The organism is Rhodoferax sp. XS2R6 (assembly GCF_056521365.1).
Map to the genome: position 1 here is coordinate 160,980 of NZ_JBWMAY010000006.1, position 24,059 is coordinate 185,038.

The window sequence follows — 24,059 nt, forward strand, 5'->3', positions numbered from 1 at the left end:
AAAGGACGCTTGTGACGGATCTTGTCATTCCCAGTTTTATCGACGGCCGCGCCGTGCACGGCAGTGGCGCACGCTTTGACACCCTGAACCCGGCCACGGGCCAGGTCATCGCGGGTGTGCATGACTGCACGCAGGCGGAGGTCGATGCCGCGGTAGCTGCAGCCCAGCGTGGTTTTGCGGTGTGGTCTGCCTTGACCGGCACCGAGCGTGGCCGCATCCTGCAGCGCGCCGTGCAGATCCTGCGCGAGCGCAACGACGAGCTCGCGGCCCTGGAGGTGCAGGACACCGGCAAACCCTGGCAAGAGGCGCAGGTGGTGGACGTGGCCAGCGGTGCGGACTGTATTGAATATTTTGCCGGCGCCGCGGCTACCTTGGCAGGCGCCCAGTACCCGCTCAAAAACGCCTTCGCCTATACCCGCCGCGAGCCCCTGGGCGTGTGTGTGGGCATAGGCGCCTGGAACTACCCCATCCAGATTGCCTGCTGGAAATCCGGCCCCGCGCTGGCGGCGGGCAACGCCATGATTTTCAAACCGTCAGAGCTGACACCGGTGACGGCGCTCAAGCTGGCCGAGGTGTACCTGGAGGCCGGCCTGCCACCGGGCGTGTTCCAGGTACTGCAGGGCCGCGGCACGACCGGCGCCCTGCTGGCCGCACACCCCGATGTGGCCAAGGTCTCCGTCACTGGCTCGGTGCCCACCGGCAAACGCGTGATGGCCAGCGCCGCCGACACACTCAAACGCGTGACCATGGAGCTGGGGGGCAAGTCCCCACTCGTGGTGTTTGAAGACGCCGACTTCGAGCAGGCCGTCACCGCCGCCATGATGGCGAACTTCTACACCCAAGGCGAAATCTGCACCAACGGCACCCGCGTCTTCGTGCAGCGCAGCATCCTGCCGCGCTTCATCGCCCGACTGAAAGAACGCACCGCACTCTTGCGCGTGGGCGACCCCATGCACCCCGACACCGAGGTGGGTGCGCTGATTTCCGCCGCCCACCGCGACAAGGTGATGGGCTACATCCAGATCGGCAAGGATGACGGTGCCACGCTGGTCTGCGGCGGCCAAACCGTGGCCGTGCCCGGTATGGAAAGCGGCTACTTTGTGGCCCCCACCATCTTTGCCGATTGCACCGACGCCATGCGCATCGTGCAGGAAGAGATCTTCGGGCCAGTGATGTCCATCCTGGCGTTTGACGACGAAGCCGAAGTGCTGCGCCGTGCCAACGACACCCGCTTTGGCCTGGCGGCCGGTGTGTTCACGCGCGACAGTGCGCGCAGCCACCGCATGGCGGCCGGCCTGAAGGCTGGCATCTGCTGGATCAACAACTACAACATCACGCCGATTGAAATGCCGTTTGGCGGTGCGCGTGAATCCGGCATCGGCCATGAAAACAGCATGGTCGCGCTGGAGCACTACACGCAGCTCAAAACGGTCTACGTCGAACTCGGCCAGGTGGCCTGCGGCTACCGCTAACCCTTCGCCACGCCTTGCCATGCGCACAGAAACTTTTGACTACATCATCGTGGGGGCCGGCTCTGCCGGCTGTGTGCTGGCCAACCGCCTGACCGAGGACCCCGATGTGTCGGTGCTGCTGCTTGAAGCCGGCCCCGGCGACAAAAGCATCTTCATCCACATGCCTTCGGCCTTTGCCTACCCGCTGGCCAACGACAAGTACAACTGGTACTACCACTCCGAGCCCGAGCCCTTTATGAACCACCGCGCCATGTACTGCCCGCGCGGGCGGGTGCTGGGCGGCTCGTCCTCCATCAACGGCATGGTCTACATCCGCGGCCACGCCATGGACTACGAGGGCTGGGCGTCCTACCCCGGGCTGGAGAACTGGTCGTATGCCGACTGCCTGCCCTACTTCCGCAAGGCCGAAACCCGGGCCAAGGGCGGCGACGACTACCGGGGCGACAGCGGCCCTCTGCATGTGTCCACCGGCGCCTGTCAGAACCCGCTGTACACCGCCTTCATCGAAGCGGGTCAGCAGGCCGGCTATGCCCGCACCGAGGACATGAACGGCTACCGCCAGGAGGGCCTGGGCCCCATGGATATGACAGTGCACAAGGGCCGCCGCTGGAGCACCGCCATGGCCTACCTGCGCCCCGCACTCCGTCGGCCCAACCTGCAGGTGCGCACCCGCGCGCTGGTCGCCCGCGTCACCTTTGCGCCCGACACCAGCCCGCCGCAAGCCACGGGGGTGGAGGTGGTCAACGGCCACCGCACCGACCACATCCAGGCCCGCCGCGAGGTGATTTTGTGCGGCGGTGCCATCAACTCGCCGCAGTTGCTGCAGCTGTCCGGCATTGGCAACCCCGATACCTTGCGCGGGCTGGGCATCCGCGTGGTGGCCCCGCTGCGCGGCGTAGGTGAGAACCTGCAGGACCATCTGGAAACCTATGTGCAGTACGCCTGCAAAGAGCCCATCACGCTCTACAGCGCGATGAACCCGATCGCCAAGGTGAAGATCGGCCTGGAGTGGATGCTCAAGGGCACGGGCCTGGGGGCGACCAACCATTTTGAATCGGGCGGTTTTATCCGCAGCGAGGCCGGTGTGCAGCACCCGGACCTGCAGTACCACTTCCTGCCCATGGCGATCAGTTACGACGGCAGCGCGCCGGCAAGCTTCCACGGCTTCCAGGCGCATGTAGGCCCCATGCGCCCGACCAGCCGGGGTTCCGTCAAGATCAAAAGCGTCAGCCCCAAGGAGGCACCGCGCATTCTGTTCAATTACATGGCCACCGAGCAGGACCGCAAGGAGATGCGCGCCGGCATCCGCCTGACCCGCGAAATCTTCCGCCAACAGGCTTTCGATCGATTTCGGGGCGAAGCGGTATCGCCCAAGGACGATGTGCAAACCGATGCACAGATCGATGCCCACATCCGCGAGCATGCGGAGAGCGCGCTGCACCCCTCCTGCACCTGCCGCATGGGCAGCGACGAGATGGCCGTGACCGACGGCAGCGGCCGCGTGCATGGGGTCACGGGCCTGCGCGTGGTGGACGCATCCATCATGCCCGACGTGGTGAGTGGCAATCTGAATGCGCCCACCATCATGCTGGCCGAAAAATTGGCCGACACCATCCGCAACAAAGCGGCCTTGCCCAGGTCCAGCGCGCCGTTTTTCATTCACCCTTCATACGAAACGCAACAACGCTGAAGCGAACGGAAGCGCAAGTAAAAGAAAACCGTCATTTTCTAGTTCAGTTGCGACACATGCAATTGCGCCAAAGGGCGGTTCAGGGGGAAGATGCTAAGGCCGTCATGCATCCGTCACAGGACTGTCATTCGGGCTTTGAATACTGGTGACGCTTTCTTTTCATAGGGAACTTTATGTCTACACGTTTTTCTGTTCGCCCCGCGCTGAGCGCCTTGACCACGGCCGTTCTGGCCGTTTGCGCAGCACCTTCTGCCCACGCCCAATCCGCTGAATTGATTGCGGCAGCCAAGGCCGAAGGCCAGCTTACCGTGATCGCCCTGGCGCGCAACTGGTGCGGCTACGGCCCCATCATTGATGCGTTCAAGGCCAAGTACGGCATCAAGGTCAACGAACTGAACCCCGATGCCAGCTCCGGGGATGAAATCGAAGCCATCAAAGCCAACAAAGACAACAAAGGCCCGCAAGCCCCGGACACGATTGACGTGGGCCTGTCCTTCGGCCCGGCAGCCAAGGCCGCCGGCCTGATCCAGCCCTACAAGGTTTCCACCTGGTCCACCATTCCCGATTCCGCCAAGGACCCCGAGGGTTACTGGTATGGCGACTACTACGGCGTGTTGGCTTTTGAGGTCAACACCGACATCCTCCCCAAGCCCCCCACGGATTGGGCGGACCTGCTCAAGCCCGAATTCAAAAACGCCGTCGCTTTGGCCGGAGACCCCCGCAGCGCCAACCAAGCCATCCAGGGCGTGTATGCCGCAGGCCTGGCATCGTCTGGCGGTGACGCATCCAAGGCGGCAGCCGCCGGCCTGAAGTACTTCTCCGACATGAACAAGGCGGGCAATTTTGTGCCCGTGATCGGCAAGGCAGCCTCGTTGGCGCAAGGCACGACGCCCATCGTTATTCGTTGGGACTACAACGCGCTGGCAGACCGCGACACCCTCAAGGGCAACCCCAAGGTGGAGGTGATTGTTCCTAAAACCGGTGTGGTCGCCGGTGTGTATGTGCAGGCCATCAGCGCCTACGCGCCCCACCCCAACGCCGCCAAACTGTGGATGGAGTACCTGTACTCTGACGAAGGCCAGCAAGGTTTGTTGAACGGCTACTGCCACCCCATCCGCTTCAACGACATGGTGGCCAAGAACAAGTTCACCAAGGCTTCCATGGACAAGCTGCCACCTGCAGCGGCGTATGCCAAAGCGGTGTTCCCCACTCTGGACCAGCAAAATACGGCCAAGGAAACCATCACCAAACAATGGGACCAAGTGGTGGGTGCCACCGTCAAGTAAGCCTTTGGCTTGAACATTGCTAACCGGGCAAGGCCGCACACCGCGGTCCTGCCCGTTTTTGTTTGGTACTGCCCCTGCATGAATCACCCATGACTGCTGCATCCCCCTCTCACGCACCGCCCGCGGTGGCTGCCAAACCGGCCTACCACCTGATCGGCGTGTTGCCCTTCACGGCATTTGCGCTGATGTTCCTCATCTTGCCGACCGCCTACCTGATGGTGGGCGCGTTCCAAGACGCGCAGGGCCACTTCACGCTGAATAACATTCGCGACCTGATGCAGGCCAACGTTCTGGATGCCTACTGGATCAGCATCAAAATCAGCGCCATGTCGGCGATTGGTGGCGGCGTGTTGGGCTCTGTGCTGGCATGGGCTGCGGTGATGGGCAAGCTGCCTGCCTGGATACGCCCGACGTTGATGACGTTTTCGGGCGTGGCCTCCAACTTCGCCGGTGTTCCCCTCGCGTTTGCTTTTCTGTCCACCCTGGGGCGCATGGGCCTGGTCACGGTGCTGCTGCGCACCTACTTCGACATCAACCTGTATGCCACCGGCTTCAGCATTCTGAGTTTTGTGGGTCTGGCCCTCACCTACCTGTACTTCCAGATTCCGCTCATGGTGCTCATCGTGACCCCGGCACTGGAAGGCCTGAAGAAGGAATGGCGTGAAGCCTGCGACTGCCTGGGCGGTACGGCGTTCCACTACTGGCGCTACGTGGCCTTGCCGGTGCTCTGGCCCAGCATGGTGGGCGCCATGCTGCTGCTGTTTGCCAACGCCTTTGGTGCGGTCGCCACGGCCTACGCGCTGACCGGTAGTTCGCTCAACATCGTGCCCATTCTTTTGTACGCACAGATCCGCGGGGACGTGCTGCACAACCCCAACCTGGGCTACGCCATGGCGCTGGGCATGATTCTGATCACCGGTCTGGCCAATGCCGGCTACATGGTCCTGCGCAGCAAGACCGAAAGGAGCCGCGCATGAACCGCCAGTCCCGCCTCGGTGCCTGGATCGCCATGGCCATCGGTGCCAGTTACTTTCTGATTCCACTCATCGCCACCTTCGAATTCAGCCTGCGCATGCGGCGCGGCGAATACAGCTTCGATGCCTATCGCGTGGTGTTTGCCGACCCGCAGTTCCAGACCACCTTCGGTTACTCCATCGTGATGGCCGTGGTCACCATTGTGGTGGGCGTGTTGCTGGTGGTGCCCACGGCCTACTGGGTGCATTTGCGCATGCCCAAGCTGCGCCCGCTGGTGGAGTTCATCACCCTCTTGCCCCTGGTGATTCCGGCCATCGTGATCGTGTACGGCTACCTGCGCATGTACAACAGCAGCTCCTTCATTCCGCTGACCGGCAGTGAACGGGCCACTGACTTTCTGCTGATGTGCAGTTATGTCACGCTCTCGCTGCCCTATATGTACCGCTCGGTGGACACGGGGCTGCGCACCATTGACATCCGTACCCTCACCGAGGCGGCCGAGGTGCTGGGTGCCAACACCACCACCATCCTGTTCAAGGTGATTTTTCCCAACATCACCTCGGCCATCTTGTCCGGTGCCTTCCTCACCTTTGCGGTGGTCATCGGTGAGTTCACCATGGCCAGCCTGCTGGACCGTCCGGCCTTTGGCCCCTACTTGCAGCTCATTGGCGCCAACCGCGCCTACGAGCCGTCTGCGCTGGCCGTCATTGCCTTCCTGCTGACCTGGGCCTCGATGGGCCTGATCCAGGTCTTCGGCCGCAACGCTGCGGCACGCACCCAAAAATAACCGTTACGAGAACTCCGACATGGCTTTTCTGGAAATCTCCCAGCTGCAAAAACACTTCGGCACCCACACCGCCGTCAAGGACTTTTCGATCTCCATCGAGAAGGGCGAGTTCATCACCTTTCTCGGCCCTTCCGGCTGCGGCAAAACCACCATCCTGCGCATGCTGGCGGGCTTCGAGTCACCATCCCAAGGCCGCATCGTGTTTGACGGGCAGGACGTGACCCAGCTGCGCACCAGCCAGCGCAATGTGGGCATGGTGTTCCAGTCGTATGCGCTGTTCCCCAATATGACGGTGGCGCAAAACATCGGCTTCGGGCTGAAGGTGGCCAAGATGCCACAGGACCAGATTGACGCGCGTGTGCATGAAATGCTGGCGCTGATCAAGCTGGAGCAGTTGGCTGACCGTTACCCCTGGCAGATGTCGGGCGGACAGCAACAGCGCGTGGCCCTGGCCCGCGCGATTGCCAACAAGCCCAAAGTGCTGCTGCTGGATGAACCCCTGTCGGCACTGGACGCGAAGATCCGCATCTCGCTGCGCGAGGAAATCCGCGCCTTGCAGCGGGCCCTGAACATCACCACCGTGTTTGTCACCCATGACCAGGAGGAAGCCCTGTCCATCTCTGACCGCATCGTGGTGCTCAACGAAGGTGGTGTGGAACAGACCGGCACGCCTTCCGAGATTTACAACTTCCCGCGCACCCGTTTTGTCGCCTCGTTCATCGGCACGCTGAACCAGGTGAACGCCACCGTGGCCGATGTGCAAGCCGGCACCCTGCGTGTGGGCGACCAGACCCTGACCAGCAGCCACCCCCTGACCGGCCTGCAAGCCGGCCAGTCCTGCATGCTGGCCCTGCGGCCCGAGGCCGTGAGCCTGGCCGAACCCGAGGCCGGCAAAAACAACCTGCAGGTGGTGGTGGACGATGTGAGTTTTCTGGGCTCTATTGTGCGCATCCGCACACGGACGGGCGACCAAGTGGTGTCGCTGGACGTCTTTAACGACCCCAACCGCCAACTGCCCCAGCGCGGCACTCCGGTCAACCTGAGCTTCGCACACGAGAACCTGCTGGTACTGCAGTAAACCCGGGCCCCGCGCATGAACTGGTTGTACCTGGCGATTGCCATTGCCTGCGAGGTGGTGGCCACCTCGGCCCTCAAGGCCACGGAAGGTTTCACACGCTGGCAACCGTCGGCGCTGGTGGTGGCGGGTTACGGGCTGGCCTTTTTCTTTCTGTCCCTCACCCTGCGCAGCATCCCGGTGGGCATTGCCTATGCCATCTGGGCCGGAGCCGGCGTGGTACTGGTGTCCATCGCCGGCTGGTTGCTGTACCAGCAGGTGCTCGATGCAGCCGCCATCCTCGGCATCGGCCTGATCGTGGCCGGTGTGCTGGTCATCAACCTGTTTTCCAAGGTGGTGGTGCACTGAAACCCTGCGCCTCCAGGCGCCCCCAAAAAAGGCCACAATGCTGCACTTCGTTGTTCCACCTTTTTTGTGAAGCGCACCATGTACCACGCAGCCTCTGACCGTTACGACGGACGTGTCCCCTACCGCTATTGCGGCAAAAGCGGCCTCAAACTGCCCGCGGTGTCGCTGGGCCTGTGGCACAACTTTGGCGATGCCACGCCTTTCCAGACCCAGCGCGACATGCTGCGCACAGCCTTTGACCTGGGCATCACCCACTTCGACCTGGCCAACAACTACGGCCCGCCCTACGGCAGCGCCGAGACCAACTTTGGCGAACACCTGCGCCGCGACTTCAAACCCTACCGCGACGAGCTGATCATCTCCAGCAAGGCTGGCTACGACATGTGGCCCGGCCCCTACGGCCAGGGCGGCGGTTCGCGCAAGTACGTGCTGGCCAGCCTGGACCAGAGCCTGAAACGCATGGGCCTGGAGTACGTGGACATCTTCTACAGCCACCGCTTTGACCCCGACACCCCGCTGGAAGAAACCATGGGCGCGCTGGCCACGGCCGTGCAGCAGGGCAAGGCGCTGTACGCCGGCATCAGCAGCTACTCGGGCACCAAAACGCGCGAGGCCGCAGCCATCCTCAAAAGCATGGGCGTGCCCATGCTGATCCACCAACCGTCGTACAGCCTGATGAACCGCTGGATCGAGGAAGACCTGCTGGACGCGCTGGACGAGACCGGCATGGGCTGCATCGCCTTCAGCGCGCTGGCCCAAGGCCTGCTGACCAACAAGTACCTCAACGGCGTGCCGGCCGACGCGCGTATCAACCGCCCCGGCGGTGGCTCCTTCAACAAGGACCACCTGAGCGAGCAGAACATCAAGCATGTGCGTGCGCTCAACGACATCGCCCTGGCCCGCGGCCAAAGCCTGGCGCAAATGGCCACGGCCTGGGTGCTGCGCGACAAGCGTGTGACCTCCGCCTTGATTGGCGCGAGCAAGCCCGAGCAGATCGTTGACCTGGTGGGTGCCATGAGCAACCTGACCTTCAGCGCCGACGAGCTGGCCACGATTGATCAACACGCGGTGGACGGTGGCATCAACCTGTGGAAGCGCCCCTCCACGGACCAGCGTCTGGCCTGAGGAAGCAGCCAACCCGATGCACGCCGCCCATGGCTCCCTGTCGCTGCGCCAGTACGGCCCGTCACCAGGCAGCCATGCGCACGAGCATTTCCAAGTGCTGCTGGGCCTGGAAGGCACGCTGGAGCTGGAAGTGCAAGGTCGCGGCCAACGCGTCACCGCCGGCAGTGGCTGTGTGATTGCGCCGGGTGAGCGGCATGACTTTGAGGCCGATGGCAACGCGCACTGCCTGGTGCTGGACACGGCCGAAGCCGGCTGGGCCCAGGCCGTGGGCGCCCCGGTGCAGCCCGCCACCGCGCTGGCCCTGGCGCGTTACCTGCAACTGGCCCTGGCCCGGCAGGACAGCCTGGCCCAGCACTACGGCCCGCTGTTGCTGCTGGACTGCTGGCGCACACCGCAGGCGCGCCCTGCCCGCAGCCAACGCCGCATCGACTGGAACAGCCTCACCCAGTGGTGCGAACGCCAACTGCACACGCCGCTGACCGTGGCCGACCTGGCGCAACAGGTGTTTCTGAGTCCCACCCAATTTTCCGTCCGCTGCCAGCACGAAACCGGCATGCGCCCCATGCAGTGGCTGCGTGACCTGCGGCTGCAACGCGCCCGCCAGCTGCGCGCCCAGGGCCTGGCCATGGCCGACATTGCCCGGCGCTGCGGCTACCAATCGGCATCGGCCCTAACCGCCGCGCTGCGCCAGCACACCCGACACTGAACACCGGCAGCACCGTGGTTGGGCGACAGCCCACCGTCGTTGCGCACCAGTCCCTGCGGCTAAGCTTGTCACCATGCAAGCCACTTTTCTCGCCCTCGCGGCCATTGCCCTCTGGGGCTCACTCGCCCCGCTAGGCGTATCGCTCGGCCATGTGCCCCCGTTTTTGCTGACCGGCTGCGGCCTGCTAATTGGCAGTCTGATTGGGCTGGTGTTGTCACGCGGCCGGGCGCAGCAGTGGAAGGTGCCAGCCCCCACTCTGGCGCTGGGCGTCTACGGGCTGTTTGGGTTTCACTTTTTGCTGTTTATTGCGCTGCGCCATGCGCCGCCCGTGCAGGCCAACCTGGTGAACTACCTGTGGCCGCTGGGCATTGTGCTGATGGCGCCACTATTCCTGCCCGGCATGCGGCTGCACGGTCTGCACATAGCGGCGGCCTTTCTGGGCTTTGCCGGCGCGGCGCTGGCGATGGTGGGCGGGCGCGACTTACAAGGTGGCTTCGCATGGGGCTACATCCCCGCCTTGGGCTCGGCCTTTATCTGGGCCAGTTACTCGCTGCTGACACGGCGCGTGCCGGCCTTCCCCAGCGCGGCGATTGGCCTGTTTGGCCTGGTGTCGGGCCTGCTCTCACTCTTGTGCCATGCGCTGCTGGAAACCCCGGTGGATTTGAGCGCCCACGACTGGGCCCTGCTGGCCGCCATGGGCCTGGGCCCGTTGGGTGGCGCGTTTTATCTGTGGGATGCGGCGCTCAAACGCGGCGATGCGCGGCAGATTGGCGTGTTGTCTTTCCTCACCCCGTTGTTGTCCACACTGGCACTGTTGTGGTTGCGGGGGGAATGGCCCAGTGCCTCGGTGGCGCTGGCCGCGGTGATGATTGTGGGCGCCGCGGTACTGGGTGCGCGCGCCGGCAAGTAGGCCAATTACAAGCAAAATCGACCTCTAGCGCCCGGCAGTATTGCGCGAGCAGCTCCTGTTTTTATAGCGGCATGGGCCGGCTGCTGAGTTCCTCGCCGGGCTCTTCGGCATCACACACCCCCTGCGCCCAAGCTTCCAGCTTGCTGGCATCGGCGCGCAGGATCTCCTGCTTGACGGCCAGGATCTGCGCCGGGTGCATGGAGAAGCTGCGCAGGCCCAGGCCCAGCAGCAGGCGCGTCATGGTCACGTCGCCGGCCATCTCGCCACACACACTCACGTCCTTGCCCTGGGCCCGGCCTTCGGCAATGGTGTCGGCCACCAGGCGCAGCACGGCGGGGTGCAGCGGGTCGTACAAATGGGCCACCGACTCGTCGGCCCGGTCGATTGCCAGCGTGTACTGGATCAGGTCGTTGGTGCCGATGGAGAGGAAATCGAAGTACTTGAGGAACAAGCGCAGGCTCAACGCCGCGGCCGGAATCTCGATCATCGCGCCAAGCTGGATGGGCCCGTAGGCCACGCCACGCCGGTCCAGCTGCGCACGCGCCTTCTCGATATGGGCAATGGTCTGGCGGATCTCGCTGGCATGGGCCAGCATGGGGATCAGCATGCGCACCTTGCCATGCGCCGCGGCACGCAAAATCGCGCGCAACTGGGTCAAAAACATGCCGGGGTCGGCCAGGCTCCAGCGGATGGCGCGCAGGCCCAGCGCGGGGTTCAGGTGGGCGTTGTCGCGCACCGAATCGTCCAGCGGTTTGTCGGCCCCCACATCCACGGTGCGGATGGTGACCGGCAGGCCCTGCATGCCTTCCACCGCTTTTTTGTAGGCCTGGTACTGCTCTTCTTCGTCGGGCAAGCGGCCCTGGCGGCCCATGAACAAAAACTCACTGCGGAACAGGCCCACCCCCAGCGCACCGGCCTTGAGCGCGACCTGGGCGTCCTCCGGCATCTCGATGTTGGCCAGCAGCTGCACCTTTTGGTCGTCCATGGTGATGGCGGGCGTGTGCAGCAGGCGCTGCAGGCGGCCGCGCTCCAGCTCGCCCTGGCGCTGCTTGAAGCCGTACTCGGCCAGGATGATGGGCGACGGGTCGACGATGACCACGCCGGCATCGCCGTCGATGATGACCCAGTCGTCCTGGCGCACCAGCTGGCTGCAGGTGCGGGCTCCCACCACGGCCGGAATGTCCATGCTGCGCGCCACGATGGCGGTGTGCGAGGTTTTGCCACCCACATCGGTAATAAAACCGGCAAACACACTCTGCTTGAACTGCAGCATGTCGGCGGGCGACAGATCGTGTGCGATCAGCACCAGCGGCACGTCCACCGTGTCGTCCAGCAGCAGATCTTGCTGCGAAGGCTTGCGCCCCCCGCGCTGCACCGGCTGCACGATGGGCGACTGCGAGCCCTTCATGGCCCGCAGGATGCGTTCGCAGATCTGCTCCATGTCGGCCTTGCGCTCGCGCAGGTAGGCGTCTTCCATTTCGTCGAAATGGCGGGCAATGATTTCCAGCTGCGTGGTCAGCGCCCACTCGGCGTTGTAGAGGCGGTCGGTGATCCAGTGTTTGACACCGGCCACCAGCTCCTCGTCCTGCAGCAGCATCAGGTGCACGTCCAGCAGGGCCGACAGCTCCTGCGGCGCCTCCTTGGGGCCCATGCGGGTGATGCTCTCCTGCAAGCGGTGAATCTCGTCCACTACGGCGTCCCGCCCAGCGCGCACCCGGCCAATCTCAGCATCCACCTGGTCGGGTTTGACAAAGTAATGCGCCACATCCACCCGACTGGACGCCACCAGCACCGCACGGCCAATGGCAATGCCGCGCGATACCGCCAGACCGTGGATGGAGAAGGTCATGCCCCCACGCTCCCCGCTGCGCGTGGTTCGCTGCCCCCCAAGGGGGCGCTCGCGGCTTGGGACGGCCCGGCGCCGCTCAGGTCACTCATTCACCTTCCCCAAATTTGTCGTTGATGAGAGCGAGCAATGCGTCCATGGCTTCCTGCTCGCGGTCGCCGCTGGTTTCCAGGGTGACTTCGGTGCCAATACCGGCGGCCAGCATCATCACGCCCATGATGCTTTTGGCGTTCACGCGGCGGTCGCCGCGGGCCATCCACACCTCGCACGGAAAGCTGCCGGCCAGCTTAGTGAGCTTGGCCGACGCTCGGGCGTGCAGGCCCAGTTTATTGGCTATGGTCGTGTTGGTGCTGATCATGGGGTTTGCGATGTTGGTTTTGGGGGGCGGTCACGGCCACCTGCATGATGCATTGGGCACCACCGGCCAGCGCCCGCGTGACCAGCACGTCCAGCGCTTCATGGCGGTAATTGACCGTGCGCAAGAGCATGGGCAGGTTCACCCCGGCCACCAGCTTGCTGTGGATGCCGTCAACCACTTTTTGCGCCACGTTGCAGGGGGTGGCGCCAAACACATCGGTCAGCACCAGCGCTTGGGGGGTGGCCAGCTGGGCCAGCAGCGCCTGGGCGGCGGCGCGTGAAAGTTCGGGGCTGTCCTGGGCCGCCACATCCAGTGCCAGCACACCCGCGGCGGCTTCGGGGTACACATGCAGGGCCGCCGTGCGCAGTGCACTGGCCAGCGGTGCGTGGGCGACGATGAGGATGCCGGTGTTCATGGAGAGGGGTCTGCGGAGTGGACTTTGATTATGGCGCCTTTGCCCGCAAGAAATACAGATACGCCCCCAGGCACGCCAGCCCGTAAACCCCAAAGGCCGCCTGGTAAGCCGCGACCTCGGCCAGGCCCAGCACCTTGAAGCCGTCCAGCAGCAAACCGATGCCCCACTGCACGGCAAACACACCGCTGAAAATGACCAGGTTGTAGGCCGACAGCGCCCGCCCCGCCAGCGCCGCTGGGAACGCCATGCCCACCGCTGGCTGCGCCAGGGCCACCACGGTGCAGCTCACACATACCAAGGAAAACAGCACGGTAGCACACGTAGATATTGCGCCACCAGCTACCAAAAGAATAGCAAACAAAACAAAATTCAGTGGCATACCCCACCGGATCAACCGGTCCGCGGTATGGCCCTGGCGCGCCAACCAGGGGTTGGCCCACCCCCACAACCAGTAGGCCAGCAGCATCGCCACGTTGAGCCAAAACAGGCCGGTGGCCGCCTGCAGCGCGCTGTAGCCCGCCACCTTGACCATCCACGGCCCGGCCCACAGCGTCTGCATGGCCACCATGCCGCCGTAGTTGAAGAAGCCCAGCGGCGCCAGCTTGCGGAAATAGGGGTGGCGCCACACCTCGCGGTAACTCGCCAGCACACCTTCTGGTGTGGGCGCGGCGCTCGTCTCGGTCTGCCATGGGGGGGACTGCCAGGCAATGGCCAGCATGGACACCGCCACCAACACCCCCAGCAGCACAAAAATGCCGCGCCAACCCAAAAGTGGCATCAACCATTGCACCGGCAAGGTAGATGCCACCATGCCAAAAGCGCCCACCATCAACATCCAGGAGTTGGCGCGCATCTGCTGTTCGGGCGCGTACCAACGGCGGTAGCCAGTCAGCGGCGCCATCAGGCAGGCGCTGACGCCGGCACCGCACAACACCCGCGCCGCCAGCAGGCCCCAGAAACTTTGCGCCAGTGCAAAGGCCAGGCAACCCACCACAGCCAGCGACAAAAAGGCAATCTCCACGCGTTTGGGGCCCAGGCGGTCCAGCCAGCGGCCCAGTGGCAGCTGGGTGGCGGCAAAACCCAAAAAGTAGCCCCCCGCCAGCAGCCCCAGGTCACGCGACTGCAGGCTGAACTCCTGCACCAGCGTGGGGGCCAGGGTGGCGGTGATGGCGCGGATCAGCGCCGACAAAAAATAGGCCAGCGCGAAAGCGCTGAACACCAGCACCGCTTTGCGGGGACTCAAGGGGCTCATGGGCGGGAAATGTCCGTGAAAAAGGGCTCGGTCATGTCCGCGCCCAGGTGGTCGGCATACACCGCCAGATGGTAAATATCGCTGCCCAGCACCAACCAGCCGAGCTGCGCTTGCACCGCCCCCCCCTGCGGGCGCTGGCCCGTCACGTGCAGCCACTGGGCGCTGGCCAAACCTGGCAGGCCGGCGTAGCTGGGAGCCACCCCGGGACGTGTTGCCCCCGCCTCGGCCCGCAACGCAGCCAACGCCGAGGCGCGCCAAGCCTGCACCACTGCGGGCACGGCCGTGGCGTCGCCCACTTGGGCACGGCTGATGGCAAACAGCGCGCCACCGGCCTCGCAGCCCTGCATTTCCAGCGGCAGGCTGCGGCCGGCCAGGGGCACCTCGCGCTGGGCTTTGTCGGGTTTGCAGGGCAAGGAGAAGCGCAGTCCGCCCAGCGGGGCCTGGCGCCAGTTGAGCGCCGGGCTGCACGCGACCACGGCCAGCACCGCCGGCAGTAGCCAGCGGCGCACGGGGGTGAAGGCGCTCACTTCAATGCGCCAAATACTTTGGTGAGGATGGAGCTGCCGTACGCCACCGGGTTTTGGCGGATCTTCTTTTCCTCTTCCGAGATCATGAAGAACAGGCCGTCCAGCGCTTTGCCGGTCACGTACTGCTGGATGTTGGCATCTTCTTTTTTCATGAGCCCGATCTCAGAAGCCTTGCCGGCCAGCTGGTTGTATTTGTCGACCAAGCCCACTTTCTCGGTAGCCTTGGTCACGATGGGCAGAAACTTGACGCCCAACGGGGAGCGGGTTTTTTCGGCGAAGAACTGGGTGACCGCGGTGTCACCGCCCCCCAAAATTCCTTTGGCGTCGTTAACGGACATGCCCTGCACGGCCTTGAGCAGCAGGTCACGGGCCATGGGCACGGCGGCTTCGGCGCCGCGGTTCATGGAGGTGACCAGTTCGTCCACCTTGGCGCCCTGGCCAAAGGTGCGCAACAGCTTGCCTGCGTCTTCCAGGTAACCGGGCAAAGGAATGCGAACTTTTTCGTTGCCCAGGAATCCATCCTGCACACCCAAGATGCCAATGGCGGCCAGTGCGCCCTTTTCGAGCGCGGTTTTCAGGCCCTTGGTGGCGTCGGCCTTGCTCAAATCGTCCAGACTGAGCGCGTGGGCGGGGTGCAAAGACGCCGCAGTCCACAGGGCGGCAGCGGTCAAAGAGATGGAATTAAACTGTCGGCGGTCCATGGGGAATACCTATTCATGAAAAAAAACATTGTCGTTGCCAGCATCGTAGCCGCTGTAGCCCTGGTCGTGGGCGGTGTGCTGCTGACCCAGAGCAAAGCGGCACCGGTATCGACCTTTGTGTTGCTGGATGGTTCGCAAAAACCCTCTTCGGCCTTGCAGGGCAAGGTGACCCTGGTCAATTTCTGGGCCACCAGCTGTGTCACTTGTGTGGCCGAAATGCCCAAGCTGGTCTCCACCTTCGAGAAGTACAAATCCCAGGGCTACGGCACGGTGGCCGTGGCCATGGCCTACGACCCGCCCAGCTACGTGGTCAACTTTGTCCAGACCCGCAAGTTGCCGTTTGATGTGGCCATTGACAACACTGGCGTCGTGGCCAAGGCCTGGGGCGAAGTGGGCATCACGCCCACCAGCTACTTGGTCAACAAACGCGGCGAGATTGTGAAGCGGTACGTGGGCGAACCCAATATGCACGAGCTGCACCAGTTGATCGAAACCCTGCTCAAGGAATCCTGAGCAAGGCCACGCCGCTCTTTTAAGAGCGGAAGGCGTCGTGGCAGGTCTTGCAGCTGCCGCTCACCGCACCCACTGCGGCTTTGATACTGTCCAGGTTGCCCGTTTTGGCCGCTGCGTTGAGTTTGTTCATCTCGCTCTGCATTTTTTCGGCGTAGTCGTTGAACTTGGCCTTATCGCTCCAGATTTCGGCCTTGGCCTTGGTGGAGGCGCCCTTGTCAGTGCCTTCCCCAAAGGCAGTCCAAGGCAGCTTGCTCATATAGGTCGCCACCTCGGCGCTCTCAGCCGCCACTTTCGCGTCCAACGGCGCCCGACCCGCGGCCATCGCGGCAATCCGCCCAAAGTTCTGCTGCATGACAAACAAGGCGCTCTGGCGGTACTTGATGGCATCTTCCGCCTTGGCAAACTGGGCCATAGCGGGCCCAGACAGGGTGGCAACGGCGCTGACCAGAATCAGGGAGGCTAATTTTTTCATCGGACGTCCTTGGTGGGGTGAAGGGAAGTTGGCGGCCGGTAGAGCCCCCGTCCGCCCAAATAGTTCTGAGAGAAACCGTGCACTAGGGTAACTACCATGTGGCGCACCCTGTGCGCAGCAGTGATACATTGCGCGTTCGCCCTTGGGGCGGCAGACCCGGCGTTATCAAGGAGTGCTTATGCAAACAACCCGTGTGTGGGACTTGCCCACCCGCCTGTTTCACTGGCTGCTGGCCGCGGGGGTGACAGGCCTGGTGGTCACGGGGCAAGTGGGCGGCAGCTGGATGGACTGGCACTTCCGCCTGGGGTACGGCGTGTTGGCCTTGTTGTTGTTTCGGCTGGTCTGGGGCTTAGTTGGCGGCCACTGGTCCCGCTTTACGCATTTTTTGTACAGCCCCACCACCATTTGGCGCTACCTGCGGGGCCACAGCGCTCCTGAACATGGCGTGGGACACAACCCCCTGGGGTTCCTGTCCGTGCTGGGCCTGCTGGGGTTTACGCTGCTGCAGGTTGCCACCGGCCTGTTCAGTGACGACGAAATCGCCACCTCCGGCCCCCTGTCCAAGTTCGCCACGGGTGAATGGGTGAGCCGCGCAAGCGATTACCACACCGACATCGGGAAGTTCATCCTGTTGGCCTTGGTGTTCCTGCACCTGGCCGCCATCGTGTTCTACCGTGTCAAGAAGAAGCAGAACCTGGTGGCCCCCATGGTGTGGGGCGATAAACAGACCGAGTTCGGAGTGCCAAGCGCACGTGATGATCTGGCTACACGCCTGCTGGCACTGGGCGTCCTCGCACTCAGCGGTGGCGCTGTAGCGGCATTGTTGATTTGGGCTGCCTGATATGAATTCCGTGTTGCCCTCGACCGAACAACCAGCGCTGGACATTCCGAGCACCCCCGAAGAACTGGAGGCCCTGCGGCAGCTGTTTCAGGAGTACGCAACCCAGTTGGGGGTAGACCTGTGTTTTCAGAACTTTGCGCAAGAACTGCGTGAACTGCCGGGGGAATACGCGGCACCGCGGGGCACACTGCTGGTAGCCCGGGTGGGGGATACGCTTGCCGGTTGCTGCGCGCTGCGCCCATTGGACACAACGGACTATCCCAATGCGGCAGAGATGAAGCGCTTGTTTGTACGTCCGGCCTACCGGGGCCTCGGCCTGGGGCGACTGCTGGCGGAAGGCATTCTCGACGCGGCCCGCCAAAGTGGCTACGACTGTGTGCTGCTCGATACCCTGGACGATATGGAAGCTGCACGGGCCCTGTACGAAGAGCTGGGGTTTGAAGAAGTACCGCCGTATTACTTCAACCCGATTGCAGGCGCGCACTACCTCAAAGCGGATCTCTGAGGTAGGCGCGGTTTACAACGCTTATGCCTTGGCCTGGGCCAACAGGGTCTCGGCGTCGCTGACCTCAAACTTGCCAGGGCCTTCCACGTTCAGGGCACTGACCTTGCCGTCTTTGACCAGCATGGAGTAGCGGTTGCTGCGCAGGCCCATGCCCTTGGAGGTAAGGTCCAAGGTCAGACCGGTGGCTTGGGCAAATGCGGCGCTGCCGTCGGCCAGCATGCGCACCTTGCCCGCAGTCTTTTGCTCACGGGCCCAAGCACCCATCACAAACGCGTCGTTAACGCTGACGCACCAGATCTCGTCCACACCCGCCGCCTGAAAGGCAGCGGCTTGCTCCACATAACCGGGCACATGTTTGGCCGAACATGTGGGAGTAAAGGCACCAGGCAGCGCGAACAGGGCAATGGTCTTGCCTGCGGTCGCTTTGCCCACATCCACGGGGTTGGGGCCGATGCTGCAACCCTCTCCCTCCACGTCTATATATTCCATCAGGGTGGCCGATGGCAGGGTGTCGCCGACTTTGATCATGTGTGCTCCTAACAAGTAAGGGGAAGGGAATGTTCAATCGCTTGCGATTGCGATTGGACCCACAACTGCGCGTAGCGCTTGTGAGCCAAAGCAAAACGGCCCACATTGTGGGCCGTTTTGAAGTCACTTGCAGTGAACAAAGCCGATAGGCTTAGACTGCAGCAGCCTTTTCCACCAAGCGGGTCGCAACCCAGTTCTTGGTTTTGGAAATGGGCTTGCTTTCGGTGATTTCGATGACATCACCCAGCTTGTACTCGCCCTTTTCGTCATGGGCGTGGTACTTGCTGGTTTTTGCCACGATTTTTCCGTACAGCTCATGCTTCACGCGACGCTCGATCAGTACAGTCACTGTCTTCGAACGCTTGTCGCTGACCACCTTGCCAATCAAGGTGCGCTTGAGGGATTTTTTAGCTTCCGTCATTTATCGCTCCTTATTTGGCGGATTTATCAGCGCTTTGCTTCTCGACAAGAATGGTCTTGGCGCGAGCAATATCACGGCGCGCAGTGCGCAGCGTAGCGGTGTTGTTGAGTTGTTGTGTAGCCTTTTGCATACGCAGGCCAAAGTGAGCTTTTTGCAGCGCTTTGACTTCCGATGTCAGTCCGGCAACGTCCTTGGTCCGCAGTTCAGCAGCTTTCGTCATTTCGAGTTCTCCTGAATTACTGACCAATCATGCGTGCCACAAAGGTGGTACGCAGAGGCAGCTTGGCCGCAGCCAAACGGAATGCCTCGCGTGCCAGCTCTTCAGGCACACCGACGATTTCAAACACGATCTTGCCGGGCTGAATTTCAGCCACGTAGTACTCGGGGTTACCTTTACCGTTACCCATACGCACTTCAGCAGGCTTTTGGGAGATCGGCTTGTCAGGGAACACACGAATCCAGATACGGCCGCCACGCTTCACGTGACGGGAAATTGCACGACGTGCAGCTTCGATCTGGCGAGCCGTCAGACGGCCGCGGTCAGTACATTTGAGACCGAAGTCACCGAATGCGACCGAGCTTCCTCGGGTCGCAATGCCGGTGTTACGGCCTTTTTGCTCTTTGCGGTATTTCCGGCGAGCGGGTTGCAACATGGTTATTCTCCTTTACCGTCAGCTGCTGCAGCTGGCGCGGCGACTTTGCGAACGCGCTTAACGGCTGGTTTGTTTGCATCGGCACCAAGTGCTTCTGCGGGCTTGTCGCTGCCATCGGCAGGGGCTGCGTTGGCGCCCACGGGACGACGAGCGCCACGGGGAGCAGCACGGTCAGCACCTGGACGGGCACCACCGCGGTCATCGCGGCGGGGACCACGGGGGCGACGCTCTTCTTCAGCGCGAGGCTCCACAGCAGCGGGCAAGTCGTTACGGCCCAAGGTATCACCCTTGTAGACCCAGACCTTCACACCAATGATGCCGTACGTGGTCTTGGCTTCGGAAGTACCGTAGTCAATGTCAGCGCGCAATGTGTGAAGTGGCACGCGACCTTCGCGGTACCACTCGCAACGGGCGATTTCAATGCCGTTCAGACGACCGGACGACATGATCTTGATGCCCAGGGCACCCAGACGCATAGCGTTTTGCATAGCGCGCTTCATGGCACGGCGGAACATGATCCGCTTTTCCAATTGCTGCGTGATGCTGTCGGCGATCAATTTGGCGTCGATTTCGGGCTTGCGCACTTCTTCGATGTTCACAGCCACAGGCACGCCGAGCTGTTTGCCCAGTTCGCGCTTGAGGTTTTCGATGTCTTCGCCTTTCTTGCCGATCACCACACCCGGACGTGCCGAGAAAATGGTGATACGTGCGTTCTTGGCAGGACGCTCGATCAGAATGCGCGACACCGAAGCGTTCTTCAACTTGGCCTTCAGGTACTCACGCACCTTGATGTCTTCGGCCAGCATGCCCGCGAAATCGCGGTTGCTGGCGTACCAACGAGAAGACCAATTACGGCTGATCGCCAAGCGAAAGCCGGTTGGGTGGATTTTTTGTCCCATATCTTCCTGGCCTCTTTCAGTTACCAACCGTCACGTACACATGGCACGTGGGCTTGCGGATTTGATTGCCACGGCCTTTGGCACGTGCTGTGAAGCGACGCAACGAAGCACCTTGCTCGACGTAGATGGTTTTCACCTTCAGTTCGTCGATATCGGCGCCGTCATTGTGCTCAGCGTTGGCAATGGCGGACTCCAGAACCTTCTTGATGATCACAGCAGCTTTTTTCTGTGTGAACTGCAAGATGTTCAGAGCTTGGTCAACTTTTTTGCCACGGATCAGGTCCGCGACCAGACGACCTTTGTCTACCGACAAACGGACGCCACGAAGGGTTGCACGAGTTTCCATGGTCACCTCCTTATTTCTTCTGGACTTTTTTGTCCGCAGGGTGACCCTTGAAAGTACGGGTCAGAGCGAACTCACCCAACTTGTGGCCAACCATTTGATCGGTGATATAGACAGGCACGTGCTGTTTGCCGTTGTGCACAGCAATGGTCAAGCCGATGAAATCGGGCAGGATCATGGAACGACGCGACCAAGTCTTAATCGGCTTCTTGTCCTTGGTTGCCACGGCCTTTTCGGTCTTGGCTACCAGGTGGTGGTCCACAAAGGGACCCTTTTTGAGAGAACGAGTCATTTACCTACCCCTTACTTCTTGCGACGCGACACGATCATGACCTGCGTGCGCTTGTTGTTACGGGTACGGTAACCCTTGGTCAGATTACCCCAAGGATCGACTGCATGACGGCCTTCGCCAGTCTTGCCTTCGCCACCACCGTGTGGGTGGTCCACAGGGTTCATCACCACACCGCGAACGGTCGGGCGAATACCCATCCAGCGCTTGACACCGGCTTTACCCAGACGGCGCAGGCTGTGCTCTTCGTTGGCGACTTGGCCAATGGTTGCACGGCAATCGATGTGGATCTTGCGAACTTCACCGGAGCGAACGCGAACCTGGGCGTAGGTGCCTTCGCGGGCCAACAGGGTTGCAGAGGTACCCGCAGAGCGGATGATCTGTGCGCCCTTGCCCACTTGCAGTTCCACACAGTGGATGATGGAACCCACTGGAATGTTGCGGATAGGCAAAGTGTTACCCACGCGGATAGGAGCTTCGGAACCATTCATGATGGTTGCGCCGACTTCCAGACCACGGGGGGCAATGATGTACTTGCGTTCGCCGTCGGCGTAACACACCAGAGCGATGTGCGCAGAGCGGTTGGGATCGTACTCAATGCGTTCCACCTTGGCAGGAATGCCGTCCTTGTTGCGGACAAAGTCAACAACGCGGTAGTGGTGCTTGTGTCCACCGCCCTTGTGGCGGGTGGTGATGTGGCCGTTGTTGTTACGACCGGCTTGCTGGAATTGAGGTTCCAGCAACGCAGCGTGAGGAGCACCTTTGTACAGGTGGTCACGCGAAATCTTCACCACGCCACGACGGCCTGGAGAAGTAGGTTTCATTTTAATGACAGCCATGATTACGCGGCCTCCCCACCAAGGTTCAGCTCTTGACCGGGCTTGAGCATCACGTAGGCTTTGCGAACGTTGTCGCGACGGCCATTCGATTTGCCAAAGCGCTTGGCCTTGCCTTTTGTGTTCACCACAGAAACGCCTTGCACTTCCACCTTGAACATCAATTCCACAGCGGCCTTGATTTCGGGCTTGGTAGCGTCTTGCAGCACCTTGAACGTCACAGCATTGGATTTTTCAGCCACCATGGTTGCCTTTTCAGACACGATGGGAGCAACCAGAACCTGCATCAAACGACCTTCGTCGTACTTGACTTTCGACGTGTTGTTCATACGGGCGCTCATGCGAACATCTCCTTGAGTTTGTCCATGGCGGCCTTGGTCACCAACACCTTGCGGTAGTGCACCAACGACAGGGGATCTGCATAACGAGGCTCAACCACCAGGATGTTCACCAGGTTGCGAGATGCCAAGTACAGGTTTTCATCCACTTCGTCAGCAATCACCAGCACGGATTCAAGGTTCATCGCCTTGAATTTGGCTGCCAAAGGCTTGGTCTTAGGAGAGTCCACTTTGATGGAGTCAACCACTGCCAGACGGCCTTCGCGGGCCAGCTGAGACAGGATGGAAGCCATACCTGCGCGGTACATCTTCTTGTTGATCTTTTGACCGAAGTTTTCGTCGGGCATGTTCGGAAAAATGCGGCCGCCTCCGCGCCACAGTGGCGAGGAAGTCATACCGGCACGGGCGCGGCCCGTTCCCTTTTGCTTGAACGGCTTCTTGGTCGAGTGCTTGACCTGCTCGCGATCCTTCTGGGCGCGTGTGCCTTGACGGGCATTGGCCTGGAACGCTACCACCACTTGGTGGACGAGGTCTTCGTTGTATTCACGACCAAACACGGTTTCAGGCGCGTCGTATTTCGACGTGGCTTGACCTTGGTCATTCAGGAGTTCGAGCTGCATCAGTTCGCTCCTTTCGCTGCTTTAGCCTTGACTGCGGGACGGACGGTTACAAAACCACCTGCTGCACCGGGGATTGCACCCTTGATCAGCAGCAATTGACGCGCTTCGTCGATGCGGATCACATCGAGGTTCTGCGTGGTTTTGGTGACATCGCCCAAATGGCCCGTCATGCGCTTACCGGGGAACACGCGACCTGGGTCTTGTGCCATACCGATGGAACCGGGAACGTTGTGCGAACGGCTGTTACCGTGCGAAGCACGTTGCGAGCTCATGTTGTGGCGCTTGATGGTCCCGGCGTAGCCTTTACCAATGGAGGTGCCTTGCACGTCCACTTTTTGGCCCACAACAAACACGTCAGCCACAGGCACAGTCGCACCAGCGGTGTACTTTGCAGCAACGTCAGCAGTAATGCGGAATTCCTGGATGATTTCACCGGCTTCCACACCTGCCTTGGCAAGGTGACCGGCAACTGGCTTGGTCACACGCGAAGCTTTGCGTGCACCGAACGTTACCTGCAAGGCAACGTAGCCATCGTTCTCTTGGGTTTTGACCTGCGTCACGCGGTTGTTGGACACGTCTACCACCGTAACAGGAACTGCATCCCCGTCGTCGGTGAATAGGCGCATCATGCCAACCTTGCGACCCAGCAACCCTAAGTGATTGCTAAGACTCATTGTTTTCTCCGTAACTCCCACCGCTGCAACTTCAATTGGCTACAGCGTTTTTGCGTGAGAGACTGTTAATAAAACTCAGCCCGCGCACAAAAGCACATCGGGCAGAGCCAGCGAGTATAGCGCGGGCTTGTGATTCACACAAGCCCCTGCTTTTCCCGCCAGTCAGAAGCCCCGGATTGACATCCGGGGCCACTATTTCTTACTGCAGCTTGATTTCAACGTCCACGCCAGCAGGCAGATCGAGCTTCATCAGCGCGTCAACCGTCTTGTCTGTTGGATCAACGATGTCCATCAGACGCTGGTGTGTACGAATTTCAAACTGGTCGCGACTGGCCTTGTTCACGTGAGGCGAACGCAGGATGTCAAAACGCTTCATGCGGGTTGGCAAAGGCACGGGGCCCTTGACAATCGCGCCGGTACGCTTAGCGGTGTCGACGATTTCAGCAGCCGATTGGTCAATCAGCTTGTAGTCAAACGCCTTCAGGCGAATGCGGATTTTTTGCTTGGCAGCCATCGTAATTCCTTAGTTTGTGCGAATTACGCGATGATTTTCGCGACCACGCCAGCGCCGACGGTACGGCCACCTTCGCGGATAGCGAAGCGCAGACCTTCTTCCATGGCGATGGGGTTGATCAGCTTCACAGTGATCGACAC

33 protein-coding genes are annotated in these 24,059 nt (G+C 61.7%); 13 read left to right on the top strand and 20 right to left on the bottom strand.

The annotated features are described in order from the left end of the window. Positions 1-11: 11 nt before the first annotated feature. From betB to AC097A_RS18020, 10 genes are all read left to right on the top strand, one after another. Complete coding sequence (betB, locus tag AC097A_RS17975; RefSeq protein WP_479621896.1) at positions 12-1,472, top strand: betaine-aldehyde dehydrogenase; 1,461 nt, start codon at positions 12-14, stop codon at positions 1,470-1,472. A gap of 19 nt (positions 1,473-1,491) precedes the next feature. Beyond that, a complete protein-coding gene (gene betA, locus AC097A_RS17980; RefSeq protein WP_479621897.1) occupies positions 1,492-3,162 on the top strand; it encodes a choline dehydrogenase in 1,671 nt (556 codons plus the stop codon). Positions 3,163-3,335: 173 nt separating this feature from the next. Further along, a complete protein-coding gene (locus tag AC097A_RS17985) occupies positions 3,336-4,448 on the top strand; it encodes an ABC transporter substrate-binding protein (RefSeq protein ID WP_315480561.1) in 1,113 nt (370 codons plus the stop codon). An 89-nt stretch (positions 4,449-4,537) separates the two neighbouring features. Next, on the top strand, positions 4,538-5,425 hold the full coding sequence (locus AC097A_RS17990; protein ID WP_105261698.1) for an ABC transporter permease: 888 nt from the start codon (positions 4,538-4,540) through the stop codon (positions 5,423-5,425). Continuing rightward, positions 5,422-6,210 (top strand): ABC transporter permease subunit, encoded by a 789-nt coding sequence (locus AC097A_RS17995; protein WP_315480559.1) that lies wholly within the window; start codon positions 5,422-5,424, stop codon positions 6,208-6,210. The genes AC097A_RS17990 and AC097A_RS17995 overlap by 4 nt, the downstream gene beginning before the upstream one ends. Positions 6,211-6,229: 19 nt before the next feature. Next, complete coding sequence (locus AC097A_RS18000) at positions 6,230-7,288, top strand: ABC transporter ATP-binding protein (protein ID WP_479621898.1); 1,059 nt, start codon at positions 6,230-6,232, stop codon at positions 7,286-7,288. A gap of 15 nt (positions 7,289-7,303) precedes the next feature. Continuing rightward, a complete protein-coding gene (locus AC097A_RS18005) occupies positions 7,304-7,633 on the top strand; it encodes a DMT family transporter (RefSeq protein WP_479621899.1) in 330 nt (109 codons plus the stop codon). 78 nt (positions 7,634-7,711) lie between these two features. Further along, positions 7,712-8,758 (top strand): L-glyceraldehyde 3-phosphate reductase, encoded by a 1,047-nt coding sequence (gene mgrA, locus AC097A_RS18010; RefSeq protein WP_479621900.1) that lies wholly within the window; start codon positions 7,712-7,714, stop codon positions 8,756-8,758. A 16-nt stretch (positions 8,759-8,774) separates the two neighbouring features. After that, positions 8,775-9,464 carry a helix-turn-helix domain-containing protein gene (locus tag AC097A_RS18015; protein WP_479621901.1) on the top strand — a complete coding sequence of 230 codons (690 nt, stop codon included), beginning with the start codon at positions 8,775-8,777 and terminating at the stop codon, positions 9,462-9,464. A gap of 73 nt (positions 9,465-9,537) precedes the next feature. Beyond that, positions 9,538-10,374, top strand: a complete 837-nt coding sequence (locus AC097A_RS18020; RefSeq protein ID WP_479621902.1) for a DMT family transporter — start codon at positions 9,538-9,540, stop codon at positions 10,372-10,374. Positions 10,375-10,435: 61 nt separating this feature from the next. Here the strand turns inward: AC097A_RS18020 and ptsP are convergent, their stop codons facing one another. The 6 genes from ptsP to AC097A_RS18050 all read right to left on the bottom strand — a co-directional run bounded on the left by ptsP (position 10,436) and on the right by AC097A_RS18050 (position 15,473). Then, entirely contained in the window at positions 10,436-12,223 is a 1,788-nt protein-coding gene (ptsP, locus tag AC097A_RS18025; RefSeq protein WP_315480553.1) for a phosphoenolpyruvate--protein phosphotransferase, read from the bottom strand. A gap of 85 nt (positions 12,224-12,308) precedes the next feature. Beyond that, positions 12,309-12,578: an HPr family phosphocarrier protein gene (locus AC097A_RS18030; protein WP_479621903.1), complete on the bottom strand. Its 270-nt coding sequence runs from the start codon at positions 12,576-12,578 to the stop codon at positions 12,309-12,311. Next, entirely contained in the window at positions 12,547-12,993 is a 447-nt protein-coding gene (locus tag AC097A_RS18035; RefSeq protein ID WP_479621904.1) for a PTS sugar transporter subunit IIA, read from the bottom strand. Before AC097A_RS18035 ends, AC097A_RS18030 begins: the two co-directional genes overlap by 32 nt. Positions 12,994-13,021: 28 nt before the next feature. Further along, the gene (locus tag AC097A_RS18040; protein WP_479621905.1) at positions 13,022-14,245 is read right to left on the bottom strand and encodes an MFS transporter; all 1,224 of its coding nucleotides are present in this window, start codon (positions 14,243-14,245) and stop codon (positions 13,022-13,024) included. After that, positions 14,242-14,772: a hypothetical protein gene (locus AC097A_RS18045; protein ID WP_479621906.1), complete on the bottom strand. Its 531-nt coding sequence runs from the start codon at positions 14,770-14,772 to the stop codon at positions 14,242-14,244. Before AC097A_RS18045 ends, AC097A_RS18040 begins: the two co-directional genes overlap by 4 nt. After that, positions 14,769-15,473, bottom strand: coding sequence for a DUF4197 domain-containing protein (locus AC097A_RS18050; protein ID WP_479621907.1), 705 nt, complete (start codon positions 15,471-15,473; stop codon positions 14,769-14,771). The genes AC097A_RS18045 and AC097A_RS18050 overlap by 4 nt, the downstream gene beginning before the upstream one ends. A gap of 15 nt (positions 15,474-15,488) precedes the next feature. Here AC097A_RS18050 and AC097A_RS18055 point away from each other — a divergent pair, with 15 nt between their 5' ends. After that, on the top strand, positions 15,489-15,986 hold the full coding sequence (locus AC097A_RS18055; RefSeq protein WP_479621908.1) for a TlpA disulfide reductase family protein: 498 nt from the start codon (positions 15,489-15,491) through the stop codon (positions 15,984-15,986). A gap of 19 nt (positions 15,987-16,005) precedes the next feature. On the opposite strand, the gene AC097A_RS18060 is transcribed toward AC097A_RS18055, so the two are convergent. Continuing rightward, a complete protein-coding gene (locus tag AC097A_RS18060; RefSeq protein WP_479621909.1) occupies positions 16,006-16,458 on the bottom strand; it encodes a c-type cytochrome in 453 nt (150 codons plus the stop codon). Positions 16,459-16,636: 178 nt separating this feature from the next. Between AC097A_RS18060 and AC097A_RS18065 the strand changes: the two genes are divergently transcribed. Together AC097A_RS18065 and AC097A_RS18070 are read left to right on the top strand one after the other, a co-directional pair. Then, positions 16,637-17,299 (top strand): cytochrome b/b6 domain-containing protein, encoded by a 663-nt coding sequence (locus tag AC097A_RS18065; protein ID WP_479621910.1) that lies wholly within the window; start codon positions 16,637-16,639, stop codon positions 17,297-17,299. 1 nt (position 17,300) lies between these two features. Then, entirely contained in the window at positions 17,301-17,804 is a 504-nt protein-coding gene (locus tag AC097A_RS18070; protein WP_479621911.1) for a GNAT family N-acetyltransferase, read from the top strand. A gap of 21 nt (positions 17,805-17,825) precedes the next feature. Here AC097A_RS18070 and AC097A_RS18075 read toward each other — a convergent pair whose 3' ends face one another. The 13 genes from AC097A_RS18075 to AC097A_RS18135 form a co-directional block, all read right to left on the bottom strand. Next, the gene (locus tag AC097A_RS18075; RefSeq protein WP_479621912.1) at positions 17,826-18,332 is read right to left on the bottom strand and encodes a redoxin family protein; all 507 of its coding nucleotides are present in this window, start codon (positions 18,330-18,332) and stop codon (positions 17,826-17,828) included. 151 nt (positions 18,333-18,483) lie between these two features. After that, positions 18,484-18,753, bottom strand: a complete 270-nt coding sequence (gene rpsQ, locus AC097A_RS18080; RefSeq protein WP_105261715.1) for a 30S ribosomal protein S17 — start codon at positions 18,751-18,753, stop codon at positions 18,484-18,486. 10 nt (positions 18,754-18,763) lie between these two features. After that, a complete protein-coding gene (rpmC, locus tag AC097A_RS18085) occupies positions 18,764-18,973 on the bottom strand; it encodes a 50S ribosomal protein L29 (RefSeq protein ID WP_105261716.1) in 210 nt (69 codons plus the stop codon). A 16-nt stretch (positions 18,974-18,989) separates the two neighbouring features. Next, complete coding sequence (gene rplP, locus AC097A_RS18090; RefSeq protein ID WP_029708121.1) at positions 18,990-19,406, bottom strand: 50S ribosomal protein L16; 417 nt, start codon at positions 19,404-19,406, stop codon at positions 18,990-18,992. A gap of 2 nt (positions 19,407-19,408) precedes the next feature. Beyond that, entirely contained in the window at positions 19,409-20,305 is an 897-nt protein-coding gene (gene rpsC, locus AC097A_RS18095) for a 30S ribosomal protein S3 (RefSeq protein ID WP_105261717.1), read from the bottom strand. Positions 20,306-20,321: 16 nt separating this feature from the next. Next, the gene (gene rplV, locus AC097A_RS18100; RefSeq protein WP_075585605.1) at positions 20,322-20,651 is read right to left on the bottom strand and encodes a 50S ribosomal protein L22; all 330 of its coding nucleotides are present in this window, start codon (positions 20,649-20,651) and stop codon (positions 20,322-20,324) included. 10 nt (positions 20,652-20,661) lie between these two features. Next, positions 20,662-20,940 (bottom strand): 30S ribosomal protein S19, encoded by a 279-nt coding sequence (gene rpsS, locus AC097A_RS18105; RefSeq protein WP_094476242.1) that lies wholly within the window; start codon positions 20,938-20,940, stop codon positions 20,662-20,664. Between the two features lie 11 nt (positions 20,941-20,951). Next, entirely contained in the window at positions 20,952-21,776 is an 825-nt protein-coding gene (gene rplB, locus AC097A_RS18110; RefSeq protein WP_105261718.1) for a 50S ribosomal protein L2, read from the bottom strand. A gap of 2 nt (positions 21,777-21,778) precedes the next feature. Further along, on the bottom strand, positions 21,779-22,102 hold the full coding sequence (rplW, locus tag AC097A_RS18115; protein WP_105261719.1) for a 50S ribosomal protein L23: 324 nt from the start codon (positions 22,100-22,102) through the stop codon (positions 21,779-21,781). A gap of 8 nt (positions 22,103-22,110) precedes the next feature. Continuing rightward, positions 22,111-22,731 carry a 50S ribosomal protein L4 gene (gene rplD / locus AC097A_RS18120; RefSeq protein WP_479621913.1) on the bottom strand — a complete coding sequence of 207 codons (621 nt, stop codon included), beginning with the start codon at positions 22,729-22,731 and terminating at the stop codon, positions 22,111-22,113. After that, a complete protein-coding gene (gene rplC / locus AC097A_RS18125) occupies positions 22,731-23,405 on the bottom strand; it encodes a 50S ribosomal protein L3 (RefSeq protein ID WP_479621914.1) in 675 nt (224 codons plus the stop codon). The genes rplD and rplC overlap by 1 nt, the downstream gene beginning before the upstream one ends. Positions 23,406-23,604: 199 nt before the next feature. Further along, positions 23,605-23,919, bottom strand: coding sequence for a 30S ribosomal protein S10 (gene rpsJ, locus AC097A_RS18130; protein WP_068674876.1), 315 nt, complete (start codon positions 23,917-23,919; stop codon positions 23,605-23,607). A 23-nt stretch (positions 23,920-23,942) separates the two neighbouring features. Beyond that, a partial coding sequence (locus AC097A_RS18135) for an EF-Tu C-terminal domain-related protein (RefSeq protein WP_446033001.1) occupies positions 23,943-24,059 on the bottom strand: 117 nt, incomplete at its 5' end.

Coding starts and splice junctions, on each gene's coding strand:
- betA (WP_479621897.1), top strand. CDS start 1,492: ATGCGCACAGAAACTTTTGACTACATCATCGTGGGGGCCGGCTCTGCC.
- AC097A_RS17985 (WP_315480561.1), top strand. CDS start 3,336: ATGTCTACACGTTTTTCTGTTCGCCCCGCGCTGAGCGCCTTGACCACG.
- AC097A_RS17990 (WP_105261698.1), top strand. CDS start 4,538: ATGACTGCTGCATCCCCCTCTCACGCACCGCCCGCGGTGGCTGCCAAA.
- AC097A_RS17995 (WP_315480559.1), top strand. CDS start 5,422: ATGAACCGCCAGTCCCGCCTCGGTGCCTGGATCGCCATGGCCATCGGT.
- AC097A_RS18000 (WP_479621898.1), top strand. CDS start 6,230: ATGGCTTTTCTGGAAATCTCCCAGCTGCAAAAACACTTCGGCACCCAC.
- AC097A_RS18005 (WP_479621899.1), top strand. CDS start 7,304: ATGAACTGGTTGTACCTGGCGATTGCCATTGCCTGCGAGGTGGTGGCC.
- mgrA (WP_479621900.1), top strand. CDS start 7,712: ATGTACCACGCAGCCTCTGACCGTTACGACGGACGTGTCCCCTACCGC.
- AC097A_RS18015 (WP_479621901.1), top strand. CDS start 8,775: ATGCACGCCGCCCATGGCTCCCTGTCGCTGCGCCAGTACGGCCCGTCA.
- AC097A_RS18020 (WP_479621902.1), top strand. CDS start 9,538: ATGCAAGCCACTTTTCTCGCCCTCGCGGCCATTGCCCTCTGGGGCTCA.
- ptsP (WP_315480553.1), bottom strand. CDS start 12,223: ATGACCTTCTCCATCCACGGTCTGGCGGTATCGCGCGGCATTGCCATT.
- AC097A_RS18030 (WP_479621903.1), bottom strand. CDS start 12,578: ATGATCAGCACCAACACGACCATAGCCAATAAACTGGGCCTGCACGCC.
- AC097A_RS18035 (WP_479621904.1), bottom strand. CDS start 12,993: ATGAACACCGGCATCCTCATCGTCGCCCACGCACCGCTGGCCAGTGCA.
- AC097A_RS18040 (WP_479621905.1), bottom strand. CDS start 14,245: ATGAGCCCCTTGAGTCCCCGCAAAGCGGTGCTGGTGTTCAGCGCTTTC.
- AC097A_RS18050 (WP_479621907.1), bottom strand. CDS start 15,473: ATGGACCGCCGACAGTTTAATTCCATCTCTTTGACCGCTGCCGCCCTG.
- AC097A_RS18055 (WP_479621908.1), top strand. CDS start 15,489: ATGAAAAAAAACATTGTCGTTGCCAGCATCGTAGCCGCTGTAGCCCTG.
- AC097A_RS18060 (WP_479621909.1), bottom strand. CDS start 16,458: ATGAAAAAATTAGCCTCCCTGATTCTGGTCAGCGCCGTTGCCACCCTG.
- AC097A_RS18065 (WP_479621910.1), top strand. CDS start 16,637: ATGCAAACAACCCGTGTGTGGGACTTGCCCACCCGCCTGTTTCACTGG.
- AC097A_RS18070 (WP_479621911.1), top strand. CDS start 17,301: ATGAATTCCGTGTTGCCCTCGACCGAACAACCAGCGCTGGACATTCCG.
- AC097A_RS18075 (WP_479621912.1), bottom strand. CDS start 18,332: ATGATCAAAGTCGGCGACACCCTGCCATCGGCCACCCTGATGGAATAT.
- rpsQ (WP_105261715.1), bottom strand. CDS start 18,753: ATGACGGAAGCTAAAAAATCCCTCAAGCGCACCTTGATTGGCAAGGTG.
- rpmC (WP_105261716.1), bottom strand. CDS start 18,973: ATGACGAAAGCTGCTGAACTGCGGACCAAGGACGTTGCCGGACTGACA.
- rplP (WP_029708121.1), bottom strand. CDS start 19,406: ATGTTGCAACCCGCTCGCCGGAAATACCGCAAAGAGCAAAAAGGCCGT.
- rpsC (WP_105261717.1), bottom strand. CDS start 20,305: ATGGGACAAAAAATCCACCCAACCGGCTTTCGCTTGGCGATCAGCCGT.
- rplV (WP_075585605.1), bottom strand. CDS start 20,651: ATGGAAACTCGTGCAACCCTTCGTGGCGTCCGTTTGTCGGTAGACAAA.
- rpsS (WP_094476242.1), bottom strand. CDS start 20,940: ATGACTCGTTCTCTCAAAAAGGGTCCCTTTGTGGACCACCACCTGGTA.
- rplB (WP_105261718.1), bottom strand. CDS start 21,776: ATGGCTGTCATTAAAATGAAACCTACTTCTCCAGGCCGTCGTGGCGTG.
- rplW (WP_105261719.1), bottom strand. CDS start 22,102: ATGAACAACACGTCGAAAGTCAAGTACGACGAAGGTCGTTTGATGCAG.
- rplD (WP_479621913.1), bottom strand. CDS start 22,731: ATGCAGCTCGAACTCCTGAATGACCAAGGTCAAGCCACGTCGAAATAC.
- rplC (WP_479621914.1), bottom strand. CDS start 23,405: ATGAGTCTTAGCAATCACTTAGGGTTGCTGGGTCGCAAGGTTGGCATG.
- rpsJ (WP_068674876.1), bottom strand. CDS start 23,919: ATGGCTGCCAAGCAAAAAATCCGCATTCGCCTGAAGGCGTTTGACTAC.